Source organism: Marinifilum flexuosum (assembly GCF_003610555.1).
Taxonomy (GTDB): Bacteria; Bacteroidota; Bacteroidia; order Bacteroidales; family Marinifilaceae; genus Marinifilum; species Marinifilum flexuosum.
Genome location: NZ_RAPQ01000010.1, coordinates 196,489 through 216,282 on the forward strand (window position 1 = coordinate 196,489; position 19,794 = coordinate 216,282).

Below are 19,794 nucleotides of genomic sequence, written 5' to 3' on the forward strand. Positions count from 1 at the left end.
GGAGGTTTTCAAAATTGAAAACCTCCTTTTTTCATGCAATATTTCCTTAAAATACTGGTGATCGAACTGCCTTAATTCTTTTCCTCCTTTTCTTGGTAGTCGCAAGTGGAAAAGAGAATGATATTTCATGTGCTCCAGTATTCGTATGAATTAACTTAGATATGGCGTAATCGTAACTGTAAGCCACTTTAAAGCGTTCGGTAACGAAACCTGCCATGGCAATAAAAGAGTCGTAATTTGGCTCAAAATTCTGGTTAAACCACAATCCGAATACCACAGAACTCTTACTTGCATATAATCCATAGTTCATCTGAGAAAAATCTCCTTGTTGCTGATAAAGCAATGCTGGGGCAAGAATCCAATTATCAGCATATCTTCTACTTCTTCCTCCCAACACAAATTCAGCACCTGCGTGAACTGTGTACTTGGTTTGCAATTTGTCTTCCTGTTCGTCATCAAAACTTAAATCTGGCTTAGCCAAGTGATGAGCAGCAATACCGAAATAAAAATCTCCGTAATAAGCTATCGAACCCAATGAGAAATCCCATCCATCTTTTCTCCTATTTACAGGATCACCTGAAGGATTGTGTGGAAATATATTCCCATAAATAGGAGAAACCTGATCGGGAAATACAAGGTTCTGCCAATCTACTTTTTTTTGCATAAAAGCTGCCTGAATAGCTGGACGAATCACAAAATCATCTGTTATTCTCAAGTAGAATGAGTACATCCCAGCAAAGGTGGTTGTTTTTAATGCTCCATCTCCCTGATCATCCTGAATTACCATAACACCTATTCCTCCATTTAAAGTCTCATAGAAGTTATCGAATGCTACACTATAAGTAACGTATGGAAGATCCAAATTTGGCCATTGGTTACGATAGTTTAAGCTAACATTTGAATTATTTGTAGATCCTGCCAAAGCTGGATTCAGGTATAGTTTATTTGCATAAAACTGAGAAAACCGGATATCCTGAGCAAAGCTTTGCACCAACGATCCAACAAATAATAAGCAAAAAACAATCAGAGCTTTCTTCATCTATACTCAATTTATAACTCCACAGAGTTATTCTAGTTAAAAAAGTGATTCGGACATTTGTGTGTAAGTCCGAAATCACTTGTAAAATAAATTTATTTTATTGATAAAATAAAACCTTTTCTTGATTATCTGATCAACATGAAGGTTCCCTTATTGGTAAGTTCACCATTAATAAACACCATCCAAACATATGCTCCTGCCGGACAAAGTTTTCCTTTGTATTTACCATCCCAACCACCGTTGCGACCTACTTCGTCAGTCTTATAAAGCAATTCTCCCCAGCGGTTGTATACATACATTTCAAATTGCTCAATATCGTAATTGATATCTTTTAAATAAAATTTGTCGTTATCATTACTAGAATTTGGAGTAAATGCATTAGGTGATTCTATACCTACCGGTTTCACCTCTACATTCACAGAATCCTTAGCAATACAACCTAAGTTATCTCTTACTGTTAGTTTATATTTACCTGTTTCCGATACCTCGTATCTCTGAAGAATACTGCCTTCCTTACCATCTTCCCACTCAAAGTAGTATGGAGAATATTCCAATGGAAGATTTGGAACCAATGTTACAGTTTGTCCTTCAAAAATTGTTATTGGTCGATCTTTAACAAGCTCAATCTCTCTAGGTCCACTAAAAATCAAATTATTCAACAATTCTGGTTTTGGTGTTGGATTTATTACAAAATTTTGATCATCGCCACAACCATATTTGTTCTCTACAGTTAACAGATATTTACCTGGTTGATCAATTGTTCTATTAATATCCGTGTATCCATCTTCCCAAATAGGATTTTCCATTCCTGCAATATTCACTTCGAATTTTTCACCCTCACAAGCAAACTTATCTTCTTCCAATTCAGGATCAGCTACCATATTTACAAGTACTTCTCCCTCTGCATCACAACCATAAAGGTCGGTCACACTAATCTTGTAAGTATAAGTTCCTTCAGGAGCATTTACAATCCTCGGACTTCTTGTATTAGGGTCATCTAAATGATCTGGATTCGTCCAAGTAATTTCACCTGCATCACCTACAATATCCGTTAGTAATTGTAATTGGTTACACTGACCTACCATAGTATCAGAAATGGTAGTTACAATTGGCAGCGGAGCAACTGTAAGCTCAACTAAATCCATATTTGTACAACCATGCTCATCCATAACCGTGGCAACCAATACTTGTGATTTTCCAGGAGTAAATGTTGGAGTCATAGAATTCGCATCATCCAAATCTGCTGCTGGTGACCATTGAATATTACTTTCATCCGTTTCTGCACTTAATTTAAAAGGCTTACAGCTACCAATGGTAGTATCATCTGTAATATTTACCGTTGGCAAAGGATCTACTTGTAAAGTTGTTTTTGATGTAACATTAGAACATCCATTTTCATCGGTATAAGAATAATGAATATTATAGGTTCCTGCTCCTTTCTCTGCTGGATTGAATACTTCTTCAGAAATATCATCAACCCAATAAATACCACCTTCAGGATACCCTCCTGAAAGAGTAAAGCTTTCATTACATACTCCTTTTGATTCAAATAGAGCCAAGTTCACATCAGGTAGAGCATTTAATTTCACCAATGAATCGACTTTTGACTCACAACCAGTAGCAACATCTGTAATCATGATAGAAAGTTCTCCATCCTCCAGTTCACCCCAGGTAACACGAGTACGTAAACCTTTATCTGGTCCAGCAAATAAACCACCTTCTACTCCCCATCCATACTCAATTTCTGGTATTGCATCAGTTGTATATGTAACACGATCTTCCTTAGCACAAAGTACCATTCTACCCAAAATTCTCGAGTTTGGTAATTCATGAACGGTTAATTCTGTTGGTTTTGTTGATCTTGAATCTGTACATCTATCAGAAACAATACATGTATAATATCCACTATTATCTGGGCTTGTTTTACCTAAATTCAATACCGATGTATTTTCTCCAGTTAAATCAACTCCATCCAACTTCCATTGGTAAATTACATCATTACCCTCTACATCTGTTGTAAGCATTACTTCTTCACCAGAACAAACCTCAATATCTGCCATCTCAGATAAAATTCTCAATTGAGGAATTACCTTAAGCGTCATTTCATCGCTAATAACATCTGAACATGAATTATAAACTTTACAAGTATAATTGGCTTCATCAGTAAGCTGAATGGATGTTAAACTCAATACAGGTGAAGTTTTTCCAACTATATCAATTCCATCTTTTCTCCACTGATATTTCAGCTCTTCACCGGTAGCACTAACACTAAATTCTATCAAGGATGTGTTTTCACAAGTTTCTACATTGTCACTAACTGAAATAACTACTGGTAATTCAGTCACCTCTAGGTTTCCTGTTGTTGTTACATTACCACATAAACCTGTTACTTGTACTTCATAATTTCCCTCATGCGCTAATTGGGTTGGATTATAATTCAGAATTTTTTGATCCGAAACCTCAACTCCTCCAAAAAACCATTTGTACTTAATATTAGCTGCTCCTTTTACATTTGGAATCCATTCTAATTCCTCGCCTTCACAAATTGTTTTAGCACCAAGAGCTGCAAGAAGAGTTGTATTCTCATAAACACGAACTGTTGTTTTCTCAACAATACCATCTACTGGAGCTCCCTCTCCTTCAACCTTACAAGTATAAACACCTGCATCACCTGCTTTAAGTTCAGCTACATAAAGGGTTAAATTAGTTTCTCCAGGAATTTCAAATCCATCCTTAAACCATTTAACCGATGATATTTGACCAGTGGCACTTATACTCAAACTTAATGGTTCACCAACACATTTTTCTTCCAAACTAACCAATCCATCAGTAATAACAACCGGTTCCTTAACAGTTATCTTACCTGTTGCCAATCGAGTTGCACAAGTGCCATTAATTTCGCAATTGTAATACCCTTCATCAGCAAATTGAATGTTTGTTAGCGTTAATGAATTTGTTTTTTCAGATAAGTTAGTAGTTACACCATCTTTTACATGAGTCCATGTATAAGACAGGTTATGACCTGTAGCATCAACTGTCATCGTGTAATCTTGCCCAACAAATCGCACTACATTCTTTAAAGTAGCTAGAATTATTGTTGAAGGATTCACTGTTAATTGTGCAGTCTCTATTAATATTTCTCCACAACCATTATCGTTGGTAACAGTACATTCCACGATATACACTTTTGGAGTAAATTCATCTGCTGGAAGTACATCCGTACCACTCATTAACAGTGTAGGAGTATTTAATTCAACACCGCCAACAACAACAACATCACCATCAATTTTCCATTGGTAAATTAAATCACGTCCTGTAGCTTTTGCTCTAAACACAACATCTTCATTTTCACAAACCGTTTGATTTGCAATTGGGGCTAATGTGGGTTTAGGATTAACAACCTGAGCTCCTACTGAAATATCAGATCCGCATTTATTTGAAACTTCAACCTTATAATTACCTTCCATTGCTGTTGTTGCATCTCCTAAATTCAATTGAACTCCAGCTACAGAATTTGTTGATCCATCTTTTAATGTCCACTCAATATCATCGTAAGATCCAGTTACACTTACCGTACCTAATACCAAAGGATCACCTTCACAAACTGCTATTAGATTTTCTATGCCATCTCCATCAATTGAAGGCGCATGCATAATTGTAATATTAGTTGTGTAAGTAAATGTATTTCCACAATGATCTTCAACAATACATTGATAGCTTCCTGCATCTAAGTCAGTAACTGCAGCAACCAAATAATTCGTTGTTGCTGTTATTGAATTTCCATTATGCGTCCATGTGTAAGATTTTACATCACCAGTCACTTCTACTTCAAGATTTAACTCATTTCCTAAACAAATCTTATCTGTAAGATTCCATGGTGTTCCTACTACAATTGGCTCATAAATATTTATATATCCCGATACTGATTCAGTTGAGCAATTGTCGTTTACAACTATCTTGTATTGACCTGCTTGATTCTTATCTATAACAACAAGAGTATAGCTTGGGTCTGGTGTAACTCCTAAACTCACATCATCCTTAAACCACTCATATGTAGTTGTTGCAAGCTTAGCAGCATCAACATTTACTGTTGCAGTTAAAGTCTCAGTTTTACCCAAACAGGTCTCGTCAACATTTGTCCATGCTTCAATACTTAAGTCAGAATAATGACTAACAATAAATTTGTCTTTTTCCTCCGGACAAACACCATTATCAACTGTTACTTCGTAATTTCCATTATCCGTATCAGCAATATTAACTGTTGGGGTAGTAGAAACTTCCGTCCCTACAGTATTTGTCCATGAATAGGTTAGAGGTGTAGTTCCTGATGTTACATTCAATGTAATCTGCTTACTTTCACCAAAACATAAAGGCTGATCGGCTATTGGATCAAAGGCAACAGGTGCAAAAACATCAACTTTTACCTCATTTGATGTATCATCAGCACTTGAACCATCTTTAACAAGACAATGGAATGTCCAATCTTTCATTTGATCTCTTACCGATGTGATCTTAAGCTTGGAACCATTCAAATCGCTTGTCGAACTTAAAGAAGGTTCAGAACCAATAGAATTGAAATCAACTCCATTCGTGCTATATTCCCACTCATAAATTAACCCTTCACTTGTTCCTTTAATCTCAAACTCAATATCATCTCCAATACAAGCCTGAAGGTTTGTTGGTTGGGTAAAGATTTTGAATAGAGCATTAACAGTTATTTTAACTGTAGCACTTTCTACATCAGCTGAACAAGTATTGCTAACAAGACAACGGTATTGATTTTCGTTGAACGATAGATTTGCTTTTGTAATTGTTAAAGTTGCAGTATTACTTCCCGAATAAGTTGTTGCATCATCTGTTAAATCATCCCAAGTTCCACCGTTTAGAATTTGCCATTGATAATTGATTGGTTCTTCACCAGTAGCAATTAATTCAAATGTGGCATTTTCTCCATCTGAAATTGTAATATCACTTGGTTCAGAAGTAATCGTCACTCCTTGGTTTACTATCAATTCTGCAACATCACTAGTTAAACTATTTCCACATCCATCGGTAATAACACAATAATAGGTATTACCATCTACAGCTGTTGTTGGTGTATATTTATTATTATCTACCAAAGCTGTTACTGCTACTCCATTCTCAAACCATTGGTAATTTAGCGTTCCATAACCTGTAGCTACAACCGAAAATTCAGGAATCTCTCCTCCTTCACACATGTCTTCTATTTCTGGTGGAGTTATAATAGCTAGTTCCGGACGAACTGTAAAAGTAAATGTTCTACTTTCAGTTACACAATCATTTGAAACTTCACACACATAAACAATGTTTGCACTAATTTCATCAACAAAATAAGAATCAGTTGTAGATATAATATTAGCAGGAGCACCTTGTACATACCATTTATACTCTTTATCATCTCCTGTTGCTGTAACAGATAGGTTTCTGGATTCTCCTTTACAAACTTCTTCTGACGTATCAGCATCAACAGGAGTAGTTATTGCCACTTCTTCCCATACTGTTAATTTTGCTTTATTAGTTGTCATAGGAGAGCCTGTCCCTTTTGAAACGATACAATAAAACTGCCAATCATTCATAACTGGTGTTACATTGGCAATGGTTAATTGACCAGGTACAGAAATATCCCAAATTGCTTTTGCTGGATGATCTGTTCCATCATTATAAAACCAATTGTATGCATTAACACCTGCCACTACTTCTACTGTAAATGTAACTGGTAAACCTTCACATAGTTTCTGATCTGACGGATGAGCTGTAATTAAAGCTAAAGGATCAATTAATAGTTTGGCAAGATTAGTTTCTACAGAAGGAACACAACCTTTCACTCCATCTGTTGTTACAATACAACGATATTGCTTACCATCCATTCCGTCAGCAATTCTTGCATTCGTAACAGTTAATTCTTCAGTATTAACTCCAGAATAAGGATCTACTTCGGTCAGATCAATCCAATCATCAGGATTTGGACCATTCCAAACTTGCCACTGATACGTGTAATTTGGTTCTCCAGAAGCTGTTACATTAAAATGAGCCGTTCCATTATCAGCTATTGATTGATCCAATGGATCTGTTACTGCAAGTGGCTCTACAACTGTTAACAAAGCACTCTTTGAAGTAACTGTATTACAATCAGTAGACACTACGCAATAATACGATTGTCCATTCTGCGGAGTATCTACAATTAAATTTGCATGGCCAGTACCAACAGCTACATCATTTTTATCATACCATTGATAAGTAAATGGTCCATCTCCATTTGCTGTTACTGTAAATGTTGGGTTAGGATCACCTATACACATTACTACATCCTCAGGATTATCAAGTGTAAGCAATTCTAATACATCTACTCCAAATGTTCTAGTCTCATTATTACAATTCTGATTGTTAAAGACTTCAACCTTATAAGTCCCTTCATCTCCTGTAGTAACTTTAGCAATACTGAAAGTTGCTTTATCGGAAAGAGTAGTTGACTCATCTCCTACCTTATACCATTTGTATTTTAAGTTCTCACCTGAAGCTTCAACTGTTATTGAGAAAGGTGCATCTACGCAAGCTTTAAGATTTGGATCATTCAGTGTAGTCACAACAATATTATCCCAAACATCAACCGTAACTTCACTTGATGATTGAGATGTACTTACTCCATCACTTACAAGACATCTAAATCCCCAGTTTTCCATATCTTGTGTTGCGCCGGTAACTGTATAAGTAGAAACTTTTACATCAGTATCTATTTTTGCATTCTTGAAATTATCATCTCCTGTGTGATATTGCCATTGGTAAGTCAAACCTGTTGTCTTTGTACCAGTAATTGAGAATGTAAAATCTTCTCCCTCACATACTACCTGGTTTGCAGGTTGCCCTGAATTTGCAATTTTATTAACTGAATTTATTGTAAGTTTTGCTTTATCACTAGTTGCAGTAGCATTCAATGCGCAAATTGCCCCATCACTTGTTACTACACATCTGTATTGGTTTCCATCAAATTCAGCTTTTAGTGCATTTGTGATTTTAAGTTCTGGAGAGTTAATTCCTAAATATTTTGCACCGGTAACTGGTTCCCAATCAGACCCATTCAAAATTTCCCATTGGTAAGAATAATCCTTCTCTCCTGAAGCTATTACGCTAAAGGTTGCATCTGCTCCATCATTAATCGTTAAATCATCAGGATTGGTAACTGCAACTTTTGGTATAATTGTAAGTGTTGCTTTTTTAGATGTTGCGATTCCACAAGCATCTCCTGAAATTTCACAATAATATGATTGTCCATCAACAGGCACTACTGTTAATGTTGGATTATCATTACCAACTGGATTCTCATCTTTATCAAACCACTGATAATGTATATCACCTTGAACTTCTCCTTCAACTGTAAAATCAACAGAAACTTCTGTTTCACAAATTATTTGATCATCTGGATCTTTAGTAATCTTAGGTTTTTTATTTATAATTACATTAAATGTTAAAGTTTGTTCTCCACATCCTACTATACCATTACTCAATTCACAGGTATACTCACCATCATCTTCACCAATTTTAACATTCGTCAATTCAATGCTTGGTGTATTTGGAAGTACCCTAGTTGGATCAGTTTTTTGAGTCCATTTGTATTGAATCTTATTATCTCCAGCATCATCTGCATCAACAAATAATGAAACTGTTTCACCTTCACATACTGTAGTTACTGCATCAGATTGATCATTTGTTACCATCTTATTTGTAATATCAACAGTAATTGTAGCCTGACTATTACCACAATAATCAGAAGTTACCTTCGCAACATAAGTTCCATCATCATCTTGACTAGTGGCAGGATTAATCACAAAATCAGTAGATTCTGAATTTCCATCGGCAATTTCATCTGTATTTTCACCGTTCTGTTTCCACCATGAAATACCATTATGTTCGCCACTTTCCGTGATTTTTAACTCAAGGAGACCTGCGCATTGCTGTATAACACTACGATCAGCTGTTAATATTGGTTTCTCGTGCACTTGAATAATATACTTTTTCTCTAAATTATCACAATTTCCAAGGCTTGTTACTTTTGCTTTGTAAGTATAGGTTCCTGGTATATCGTGTTTACTTAATTGTACCTGATTTACATCTCCAAAACCAACTAGTGGATTATCAGTATTATTGGTCCAACTTACAGTATAAATATCTGCATCTCCATTCACTTCAATATTAAGAACTGGTTGTTCTCCTTGACAAATATGAATGGTTTCATCGGCAGGAGAAACTATAGAAACATGTTCGTGTACAATAAGCTCTCTTTGAATATTAACAACATCTCCACAAGTTAAAGTAACTGCACAATAATATATTCCTGCATCATTAACTGTTACAGGATTAACGGTTAGTGAACCTGTTGATTCGCTTAAGATTGTTACATCTCCTGCTTTATTTTCAAAACTCCACTCAAAGTTTGGAGTTCCAGTATAAGCAATATCAATACGGAAATCGGTATCGCCAACACATTTTTCAATTGCAGTTCCTATAGTAGAAGTAGTTACTTTTTCAATACTTAAATTAGCTGTTGCAGTTTTTGAATTTCCACACTGATCTGTTACAATACATTTATATTGTCCTAAATCTGCATCCTGAACATTCATTAGACTCAAGAAGTTCGTATTTTCTCCTACAATGGTTGTATTTGTATTATCTTTCCATTCGTAAGTCAATTCCGACAAAGGTGAAACATCCTTCACTTCAACCACAAAGTCAACATCTTTTCCAATACAGGTCGCTTTGTCCTCCATTGATACAACACCAAAATCAGGAATCAGGTTCCATGTAAATTCATGAGTGAAATTATCTCCAACACAATTTGGTACAGCAATAAATTCCCATGTCCCTTCGCTTGTTGTATTCACTTCGAATGTATATGGATTTGTAATTACAATTTCAGAACCGTCTGGTTTTTTAGCCTTGTACTCAGCAACGGCATCATTATCATTAAAAGTAACGGTTACGTTTGTTGGACTACAGAATGGTCCAGTAGCACTGGCTGTTATGCCATTCACAATCATCTTTGGCACCACTGTTAATTTTGCTGAAGTCACCTTGCGATCACAATCATTCCAAACCTCTACCTTGTAAGTTACATCATCATCATCTTCAGTAACATGTGAAATCAAATATGTAGACGTTTCATTATCTGTTGGAATACCATTCTTATACCATTTAAATTTGTTGTTCCCATCATTTACTTTAACATTAGCCTCTAATTGCAGAAGTTCACCTTCACAAAGTGTAATATCACTTAGATCAGTCAACTCAATATCTGGAATAATATTTAAAGGATCAGAACTGATCGTTTTCTCAGCCCTACATTCAAAAGACACTCCTTCGATAACATACACATTCGAAACTCCTACATTGTAAACTTCACCTTGATGTTCAGTTATATTTGAAGTGAAACTGTAGGTTGCATCAAAATGGTCAATACTTTCCGCTCCTCTTCTCCAATAATATTTAATCAATCCTGTACCATCTACACTTGCAATAGCTTCCATTGATATTTCAGCTTCTTCACAAAAATGATCTGCAATCACTAAATTAGTTAATTCTGGATAAGCAAATACTTCAATTGTAATTTGAGCGGCTGATAATCCACAGCCATTTTCAGCTATACATTCAACAGTATGTAACCCCGGAGTATCTGAAGTAAATTTGAATGTTCGTTCTTTCCCTGCTTGTGCAGGAGTCTCACTTTCATCAATATACCATTTAAGAATTTCCTGATCACCCTTAACAGAAGCTTCTAATGTAACGGGTGCATTTAAACAAGCATGAGAAGCACCACTAATACTTACTGTTGCAGGTTCATCTACTAAAACAGAAAGGTCAACATGTACATCATCTGTCGATGTTCCACAGTTTTTATATTCTTCTTTAAAACTAATTTTACATCTATAATCTCCTTCGTTATCCTGTTGTGGATTCAAGAAAATTAATTCATGTGTTTTGGTTCCTGAAAATTCACCAGCTACATCGTCTAAGTCAATATAATTTCCAGCTACATCCTTTTTAGACCAAGAATAACTATACCAACTTGTATCTCCATTTGAAACATCTAAAGAATTTTGTACCCCTTCACAAAATTGGAATGTTTTACCATTATTTGAATAGCTATAATTAGGAATTACTTTCGCTTCAAATAAATCAGTATCTTCTACTGCTTGAACAAAACTAATACTGTCAATGGCAAAAAAGGTTCCTTCTCCATTTAAGTTGTTATTTAATATTTTTATTGAGGCATTTCTTGCGCCATTTGGCCTCCATAAAGCTGATACTGACTGCCACTGATCGGAGCGATCAATTCTAAAGTTCTCAACAATTGTCTCGTTGTTAATTAACACTTTAAGAGATTGAATATCCGCAGCATCACTTTTAGCTAGTCGACCATGCATCTTAAAAATGTAATTAAACTTACTCTCCACCTCCATTTCAGCTGAACGATAGATGGTATCATTCTGATTTTTAGAATATGCCAATAACATCTTCCACCCGCCAATAGGATTAAAATCATTTAGTATCGGATTTTCATCTTTAGGTCGTCCAGTAATCGCAAATTGACCAGGATCTACCAAATTATTCGTAACCAACTCATAATAGGAATCAAATCCATTGTATCCATCTAAAAAGTCGCCATTAAACAGAATTTCCAAACTTGGATCTCTATAATAAGCTCTAACTTGCCATGTTGTATTTTCATTTGGAGCAGGAATTTTTAATGAACTATTTATAAAATTAGGTCCTTCCCATTCTGTTTCTCCTCCAATATTTACAACCTCCTTGTACCATTCGTAAAAATCCGGATCTCTTCCTGTATTATCTTTTATCGATACAATTATATCATCATCGTAACTTTCACAAATCAAACTTAAATCTGTTTCGATATTTAGCTCGGGATGAATTGGAGATACCGCTTTTGTAAAACCAGAATAATATCCAGCTGCACCTAATGTATTTGAGCTTGCTGTCCATGCAACATTTATGGCCTTATCTCCTGTGAAACGAGAATCGCCTGAAATACCAGAAACCGTATAGTAAACCCACTCAGTTGAGCCCAAAATATCTTTGGGATCGTTTAAAGTAGTACCATTATGCTTGACATTAACATTCTTTTGTGCTAAAACTGTAACAGTTGGACTAATATAATCTCCACTGGTAATTTGTTTGGCTTTAGGGATTACAACCTCTTTCATTCCCAGTGCAGTTAATGGTGGAATAAAATTCAAACCAATATTTATCCAATCTTCATTCGTACCACACATAGTCTGATACACATATATATCTTTTCCTTTTGAATTGATAAATAGTGTTGGAATATCATCTGGATTAACAATATCATCCAGAATCATAAAATCTCCTGGTTCTGCCAATTCTCCTTTAAAAACTTCATTCACCCAAATCTCTGTATTTGCCTTAGTAGCAACTACAATGGTTCTTTCTTGACCAGCATGATAAGCTGTCGGATCAGGCTCAGCTCTACCTTGTCCTTTCATCACTATATACTTATCTCTAACCTGATCAACAGGAACGATTTGATCAAAACCTATATCCTGAGAAGGTTTAGCTCCTGCAGTCCAAGAGCCTGAATTCACAACAATATCTTTTGTTGAAGTAATGTGCGTACCATTCATTCCATTACGCACCTCTATTGATTCACTTCCAAATTGATCACTGTGTAAATTTGTTCCAAGTGTATAAGTTTGTCCTTTATTTAAATTAACCGTAACTGTTTCGTTAGGTGTAATTGACTTTAAAACAACTTTGCCTCCTTCATATTTGGTAATATACTTACACTTTATACCAGAAAATGTAACCGTAGTAACACCATCTTCTACTGCCATTACCGAAATGGAATGACTTCTAATAGGTCTAGTATCTCTATAAGAATAATAATCTAAAGGATCTCCATTTAAAATCGTGTGACCATACAAATGACCTGAATAAAACTCTTTCCCTTTTGCATAAGCTCCTTTTGCAGACAAAGAAAATCCATGAGTCAAAGCTCTGCCTTCACCACGATTACTATAACCATGTCGAATATTTGCAAAAAAAGGTCCATCGTACGAAAAAATCCTAAGTCCATGTCCATCAAGTGGCTTATTTAATTCTTTCGGACCAATAATTCCATATGAGTAACTGCAGCCATCAGGATAGTAGTAATTACTGTGTTTACTATATGTAGCCCCCGATGGAGTTCTAAACACATAAGTCTCACTATGGTTTCTATTAACTGTGAATGGTCCAGCTATTTTATTACCTTGACCATCTTCAATATAAACATTGATATCTTTCTCTGAGTTTGTTGATAAAAACACCTCTTGCTTACCAACCTGAGAAGAACAATAAAATGGTGGTACATAGTGCTCATAGTCATACTGAGCAAATCCAGACAAAGGAATTGCTAATAGTATAAAAATTGAAATTGACTTTAAAATTTTTTGAAAACGAGTAAAGATTTTATCATTTCTCATATTTATAGATTCAAAGTTATATTCGTTAAGTCTAAAAGAATTCTTTGCTAACATTTCAAATCACTTCTTTCCTATCAATTCGCAATAATCCAACAAAGACTATTTCAGTGAGTTAGAGTTAAAGTATTCAATACATACCATTAAGTTATTGTACGTATATTATAATTTATTCCACAAATATACCTTTTAAACTGATAAAAGGGTTTATTTGTTACATGTTTGTATAAATATTTAGTAAAGTTAAGAAAAATTAAACAAGAGGTCAAGGTTAAAAAAAACGGTCTCTCCAAGGAGAGACCGTTAAGCCTTATAAATATTAAGCCTGCAATTATTTCATGATAGCTTCTACTTCTTCAACAGAAATAGGAATTCTTTTACCAATTAACCTATTTCCAGTTTCTGTCACAAGAACATCGTCTTCTAAGCGAATACCACCAAAATCACGATATTCATTCACTTTATCGAAATTAATGAATTCTGTATGTAAACCTTCGTTTTGAAACTTATCAATCAAAGCAGGAATAAAGTAGATACCTGGTTCATTTGTCAAAACAAATCCTGGTTTTAATTCCTTACCTAAGCGCAAATAAGCTGTCCCGAACTGATCAATTCTCTGAACTTCATCATCATAACCTACATAGTTTTCACCAAAATCTTCCATATCATGTACATCAAGCCCCATCATATGTCCCAATCCATGCGGCATAAATAAAGCATGAGCACCAGCCTTCACAGCTCCATCTACATCACCTTTCATTAAACCAAGTTTTTTCAAACCAGTTGCCAAAACTTTACAAACCTCAAGGTGAATGCTCTGATATGTAACTCCTGGACGAATCAATTCATTCCCTTTGTTGATTCCTTCCAATACGATTTCATAGATCTCTCTTTGCTTTTGGCTAAACTTGCCTCCAACAGGAATTGTTCTTGTATTATCAGAAGCATAATGAGTATCTGTTTCTGCACCACTATCAACCAATAGCAAATCTCCTGCTTTTAAAAGATTCCCATGTTCATGATTGTGAAGTGTTTCACCTCTTTTAGAAACAATAGCGGGGAAAGATAGCAAACCTCCTGCTCGCAATGCGATAGCTTCACATTCACCGGCAATTTCTCGTTCATAAACGCCATCCTTTGCCATTTTCATAGCTGTAGTGTGAATTTCATAACCAATTGCTGCAGCTCTTTCTAATTCTTTAATCTCGTATTCATCCTTAATTTCACGTAAAGCAACAACAGCTTTAATAAATTCCACTGAAGCATTCTCCTTAATAGAATCAAGAGGAGTTCCTAACATTTCGTGAATTAATATCTTATTCTCTGCTCGATAAACAGGTAAAAAGTGAATTTTACGACCTTCTTCCACTGCTTTTGCAACAAAAGTTTTTAATTCGGCAAATGGAGCTGTATTCTCCAATCCAAACTCTGCAGCTTGATCCACAACACTTGGCTGAGGCCCCATCCAAATGATATCATCAATATCTACATCATTACCAAAAACATAGTCTTTGTTATTATCTATATCGAAAACACCAGCAAAACCAGGGTGATCTATACCAAAAAAATATAAAAATGTACTATCCTGACGATAATGGTAAATATTACCAGCATAGTTCATTGGAGCGTCTGGATTACCAAGAACAATCGCAATTCCATCTTTCATTGATGCACGCAATTTCTCACGTCTGTTTATATAAACTTCTTTTGGAAACATGTTAATAGTATTTAAATTTTAAGATTTTGTAAGATACAAAAATAGCTTGCTTTTAAATTCTTTTTTATGTCATTTATCAGTTTAATCCATAAAAAAAGGCCTCCAAAACGGAAGCCTTCAAATTTTGATATCAGTTTATCTATAACTTTATTTCTCTATCTACGGTTTGATCCAAAGAAATTAGAGTTTCCGTTTTGGATACTCCATCAATATTCTGAAGTGTATTAATCAACACATCCATAAGGTGTTGATTATCTCTACACAACATTTTCACCAAGAATGTATAATTACCTGTAGTAAAATGACATTCCACAATTTCCGGAATTGCCTCAATACTATCAACAACCATTTTATATTGATGCGCATGATCTAAAATTATACCTACAAATGCACAAACTTCGTAGCCTAAAGCTCGAGGTTTCACAATAAAACGCGATCCATCAATAATGCCAGCGTCTTCAAGTTTTTTTACACGCTGATGAATTGCTGCTCCCGAAATTCCACATTCTCTGGCAATTTCCAGAAAAGGTATACGTGCGTTTTTGATCAAATAAGACAATATCTTCTGATCTACTTCATCAATTTGAATCTTCATGTTCTAACAATTAGGGTCAATCTAAATGGCTTATAATCATTATCCATTAGATGAATTCTATACAATTAACTTGCAAGCATCTTACAAATCATTACAATAATAGCAAAATTAATAATAATTTATAACCATATAAAATCTATTCACCTTTGATTACAAATTTAGAATGATTAAACTCTACATGATTTTAAATCAAGAGTATCAAAATTTGACAACAGGTAATTTCAAATAGAATGTTTAAAAACCAATTCAACTCACCAATAAAAAGTTATTTTTGCCAAAAACTAGGGTAATAAGATTGATCTTAAGATTTTAAACATGAGAAAACTAAAACCTGTAATGTTCGTTGGAACAGGATCTGATGTAGGAAAAAGTATTGTAAATACCGGATTCTGTAGAATTCTAAAACAAGATGGATACAATCCGGCTCCATACAAAGCACAAAACATGTCATTAAACTCTTATGCTACACCCGAAGGGTTTGAAATAGGAAGAGCTCAGGCGGTTCAGGCAGAAGCATGTGGCATCGATTGCCATACTGATATGAACCCCATTCTTTTAAAACCAACAAACGACAAAAGTTCTCAGGTAGTTTTAAACGGAAAGCCTGTTGGCACACAAAGTGCATATGATTATTTCATGGGAAATAATAAATCTGCTTTGTTTGAGGAGGCCAAATCTGCATTTCATCGATTAGAAAAAAGGTTCAATCCAATAGTTTTGGAAGGTGCAGGAAGTATTTCTGAATTGAACCTTAAATCCAGAGACATTACCAACATGAAAATGGCAATGGAGACCGATTCGGTTACTTACCTTATTGCCGACATAGACAAAGGTGGTGTTTTTGCCAGTGTTTACGGCAGCATTGCTCTTTTGGATGAAAATGAACGAAATCAAATCAAAGGAATTCTTATCAACAAGTTTCGTGGAGACATCAAGCTTTTTGAAGAAGGAAAAAAAATAATTGAAGACCTTACTGGCAAACCTGTAATTGGAGTCCTTCCCTATTTTAGAGATATTCATATCGAAGAAGAAGATTCGGTAAGTTTAGAAAAGAAGTTTAGCAATGCACAAGAAGGAAAAATCAATTGTGCTGTTATCCTGCTTCCCAGAATGGCGAACTTTACCGATTTTTCAGTACTTGAACATGATCCTAGAGTGCATTTGTACTATACCAATAATATTCAAGAAATTGAGAATGCTGACATTGTTATTATTCCTGGAAGCAAAAACACAATTTCTGATTTACAAGAATTAAAAAACAATGGTGTGGCCAAATCCATAATTAATGCTCGCAAAAATGGCAAAAAAGTGATTGGCATTTGCGGAGGATATCAAATGATGGGAAGTATAATCTCTGATCCCAAAGGCATCGAAGGTAATATCAAGCAAATTAGTGGACTTGGATTATTGCCAATTGAAACAGTAATTACAGAAGAAAAATTAACTGAGCAATGTGAATTTGCTTTTAAAAATTATACAGATACCTGTGAAGGTTATGAAATTCACATGGGACAGAGCAAATCACTAGTTCAAGGTAATAGTTTGAATAAATTATCGAATGGCAAGCAAGAAGGATATATTTTAGATGATAATTGTTGGGGCTCTTACATCCACGGAATTTTAGACAATCAAATTGTTATCAATGATTTACTATCAGGTTTTGAAGCGATATCTAATGATGAATTCAATTATAAAAAGTTCAAAGAAGAACAGTACGATAAATTAGCCGATGTAATTCGCGAAAGTGTTGACATGAAGCTATTTTACCAACATTTATCGCAAGAGTAAAATATGGAAGTAAATAACAGATATATAATTACCGGTGGCCCAGGCTCTGGTAAATCAAGCCTTTTAAACGCATTAATTAATAAAGAATACAAAGGATTTGAAGAAATATCACGTATTGTTATTCGGGAACAACACGAAATAAATGGTGATAAACTTCCGTGGAAAAACCTTGCTGCTTTTGCTGAAATCTGTTTTGAAAGAATGAGTAAACAATTGAGAGATTGCAACTCAACAAATTATTGTTTTTACGACAGAGGTATTCCTGATATCATTGCATATGTGCGACGCGGCAGTCTGAAAGTTCCAGAAAAATACTATGAAAAAAGCAATCAGTACAACCCAATTGTATTTATTGCTCCACCTTGGCAAGAGATATTTATAAACGATGCCGAACGCCCTGAATCCTTTGATGATTCAATGGAAATCTATCAATTTTTAAAAGAAACCTACAATGAACTTGGTTTTCAAACCATTGAACTTCCGAAAGTTTCCATTAAAGAAAGAGTAAAGTTTATTGAAAATTACTTATCAGCTTGCAAAGACTGAGTTACCCCTTTGATTACAGCCTTAGCCAATAACTCTCCAAACAAAACATGTTTGCCGCAATAAATAACTTCGGGACCACCTCCACAAGCAATTGCTGCAGAGTCGGTTCCTGTTCCTGTTGCTATATTGTTAGAAACCCGGCTTTTAATGTTCAAATCTTGCATACACGCAGCTTTGGCTTCTGCAACCATCATTAAGCATTCGACCATAGCTGCATCCGATAAACTAGCATTTGTTACGATTAGTATATTAATGGTACCTACCTTCTCACACTCCTCATTCATGAACTTGTAATCAGCTGGATCACCTGCTCTTCTTGCATTTGAAACACCCGCAGTTACCAATGCATCAATCCAAACCCCCTGTTCTTCAATGTGAACTTTGCGAAAAGTTTTCATTATAGCAGCTGTCATCATGCCAACACAAACACCCCCCCATGAATTTGTTTCAACCATCCTGGCAAGGCTTACTTGTGGCTTTTCAAATTCAGTTCTCTCTCCATTAAAATTTGCATCAACCTTTGTATTCAGAAAATGCTTTGCATTTTGAAATCCTCCATTTAAAATTGCAGAACTAAGTATTTTAGTCGGAGTATCAAATTCTACATGTAGAAATTGATGGTTATGCTCTATATTGTATTTCATCCTAATCTAATTTCAGTTGTTGCGAAAAAGCAAATTCAACAGCTTGCTCGTACTTCTTAATCCCTGCCGATTTCTTAATTGCTTTAAATACTTTTTTGTCATTTTCGAAATGCGACGAAAAGTACTCCCAAAATGGCTTCATTTTTTGCATGATTTGAGAATCTCCTTGCAAATACGAGGAGTACAATTTAAAAATATCATTATGCATATTTTTAAGTTGATTTCTTCTCTTATCAGAATCAGGCAAATCAATTCCTTTTATTTTATGTGGCAACCAATAATCTTTCAGCAAACCACGCCCTATCATTACATGTTGCAAGTCTGGAAATAAGCTTTTAATCTTATCAAAATCCTCTTTACAACAGACATCTCCATTGTACCCAAGGTAAGATCCATACTTCTCATACAAATCATTAAACCGATTTAAGTTTACCTTGCCTTTATAAAGCTGCTTTCCGATTCTAGGATGAAGTATTACTTCTGAAATATTATAACCCTTTAGGATCGGAAGTATTGAATCAACTTCAGAATCATCGCCTAAACCCAATCGCAACTTTACCGATAACTCTAATTTATTATGAAATGTCGATTTTAAAATTTCTTCCACCTTATCCGGATTTGGCAACAATCCCGATCCTTTTCCTTTTTTTGTTACCATTGGATATGGACATCCCATATTCCAATTCATTTTGTTATAACCTAATTCTGCAAAGTACGTCTCAAAAAAACTTAATTCTTCAGAACTCCCACATAAAAACTGTGGAATCAAATCAGTACATCTATCTTTGTAGGGTTCAACCTCTCTTTTATGGGCAGTCTTTACGATACCATCATTCTGTAAAACGAGAAAAGGAGTATAGAACTCATCTATACCCCCAATATTCTTTTGATAGGCTTGTCTAAAAACCCAGTCTGTATATCCTTGTAAAGGAGCAAGCGAAATTTTCATAAAACCT

At 35.0% G+C, this 19,794-nt stretch carries 8 protein-coding genes; 2 read left to right on the forward strand and 6 right to left on the reverse strand.

The window, feature by feature from the left end; translation table 11 throughout:
* Positions 1-46: 46 nt before the first annotated feature.
* The 4 genes from BXY64_RS14105 to BXY64_RS14120 form a co-directional block, all read right to left on the reverse strand.
* Positions 47-1,039 (reverse strand): PorP/SprF family type IX secretion system membrane protein, encoded by a 993-nt coding sequence (locus BXY64_RS14105; protein WP_120240650.1) that lies wholly within the window; start codon positions 1,037-1,039, stop codon positions 47-49.
* Positions 1,040-1,164: 125 nt separating this feature from the next.
* Positions 1,165-13,551 carry an Ig-like domain-containing protein gene (locus BXY64_RS14110; protein WP_147375999.1) on the reverse strand — a complete coding sequence of 4,129 codons (12,387 nt, stop codon included), beginning with the start codon at positions 13,549-13,551 and terminating at the stop codon, positions 1,165-1,167.
* Positions 13,552-13,879: 328 nt separating this feature from the next.
* Positions 13,880-15,265 (reverse strand): aminopeptidase P family protein, encoded by a 1,386-nt coding sequence (locus BXY64_RS14115; protein WP_120240652.1) that lies wholly within the window; start codon positions 15,263-15,265, stop codon positions 13,880-13,882.
* A 139-nt stretch (positions 15,266-15,404) separates the two neighbouring features.
* Complete coding sequence (locus tag BXY64_RS14120) at positions 15,405-15,860, reverse strand: Lrp/AsnC ligand binding domain-containing protein (protein WP_110363071.1); 456 nt, start codon at positions 15,858-15,860, stop codon at positions 15,405-15,407.
* A 315-nt stretch (positions 15,861-16,175) separates the two neighbouring features.
* On the opposite strand from BXY64_RS14120, the gene BXY64_RS14125 reads away from it, so the two are divergent.
* Both BXY64_RS14125 and BXY64_RS14130 read left to right on the forward strand, forming a co-directional pair.
* A complete protein-coding gene (locus BXY64_RS14125) occupies positions 16,176-17,648 on the forward strand; it encodes a cobyric acid synthase (RefSeq protein WP_120240653.1) in 1,473 nt (490 codons plus the stop codon).
* Positions 17,649-17,651: 3 nt separating this feature from the next.
* Positions 17,652-18,194: an AAA family ATPase gene (locus BXY64_RS14130; RefSeq protein ID WP_120240654.1), complete on the forward strand. Its 543-nt coding sequence runs from the start codon at positions 17,652-17,654 to the stop codon at positions 18,192-18,194.
* Here BXY64_RS14130 and BXY64_RS14135 read toward each other — a convergent pair.
* Together BXY64_RS14135 and BXY64_RS14140 are read right to left on the reverse strand one after the other, a co-directional pair.
* Positions 18,170-18,838: an adenosylcobinamide amidohydrolase gene (locus BXY64_RS14135; RefSeq protein WP_120240655.1), complete on the reverse strand. Its 669-nt coding sequence runs from the start codon at positions 18,836-18,838 to the stop codon at positions 18,170-18,172. The genes BXY64_RS14130 and BXY64_RS14135 overlap by 25 nt on opposite strands.
* Before the next feature lies 1 nt (position 18,839).
* Positions 18,840-19,787 carry a tRNA-dihydrouridine synthase family protein gene (locus BXY64_RS14140; RefSeq protein ID WP_120240656.1) on the reverse strand — a complete coding sequence of 316 codons (948 nt, stop codon included), beginning with the start codon at positions 19,785-19,787 and terminating at the stop codon, positions 18,840-18,842.
* Between the last annotated feature and the right edge of the window lie 7 nt (positions 19,788-19,794).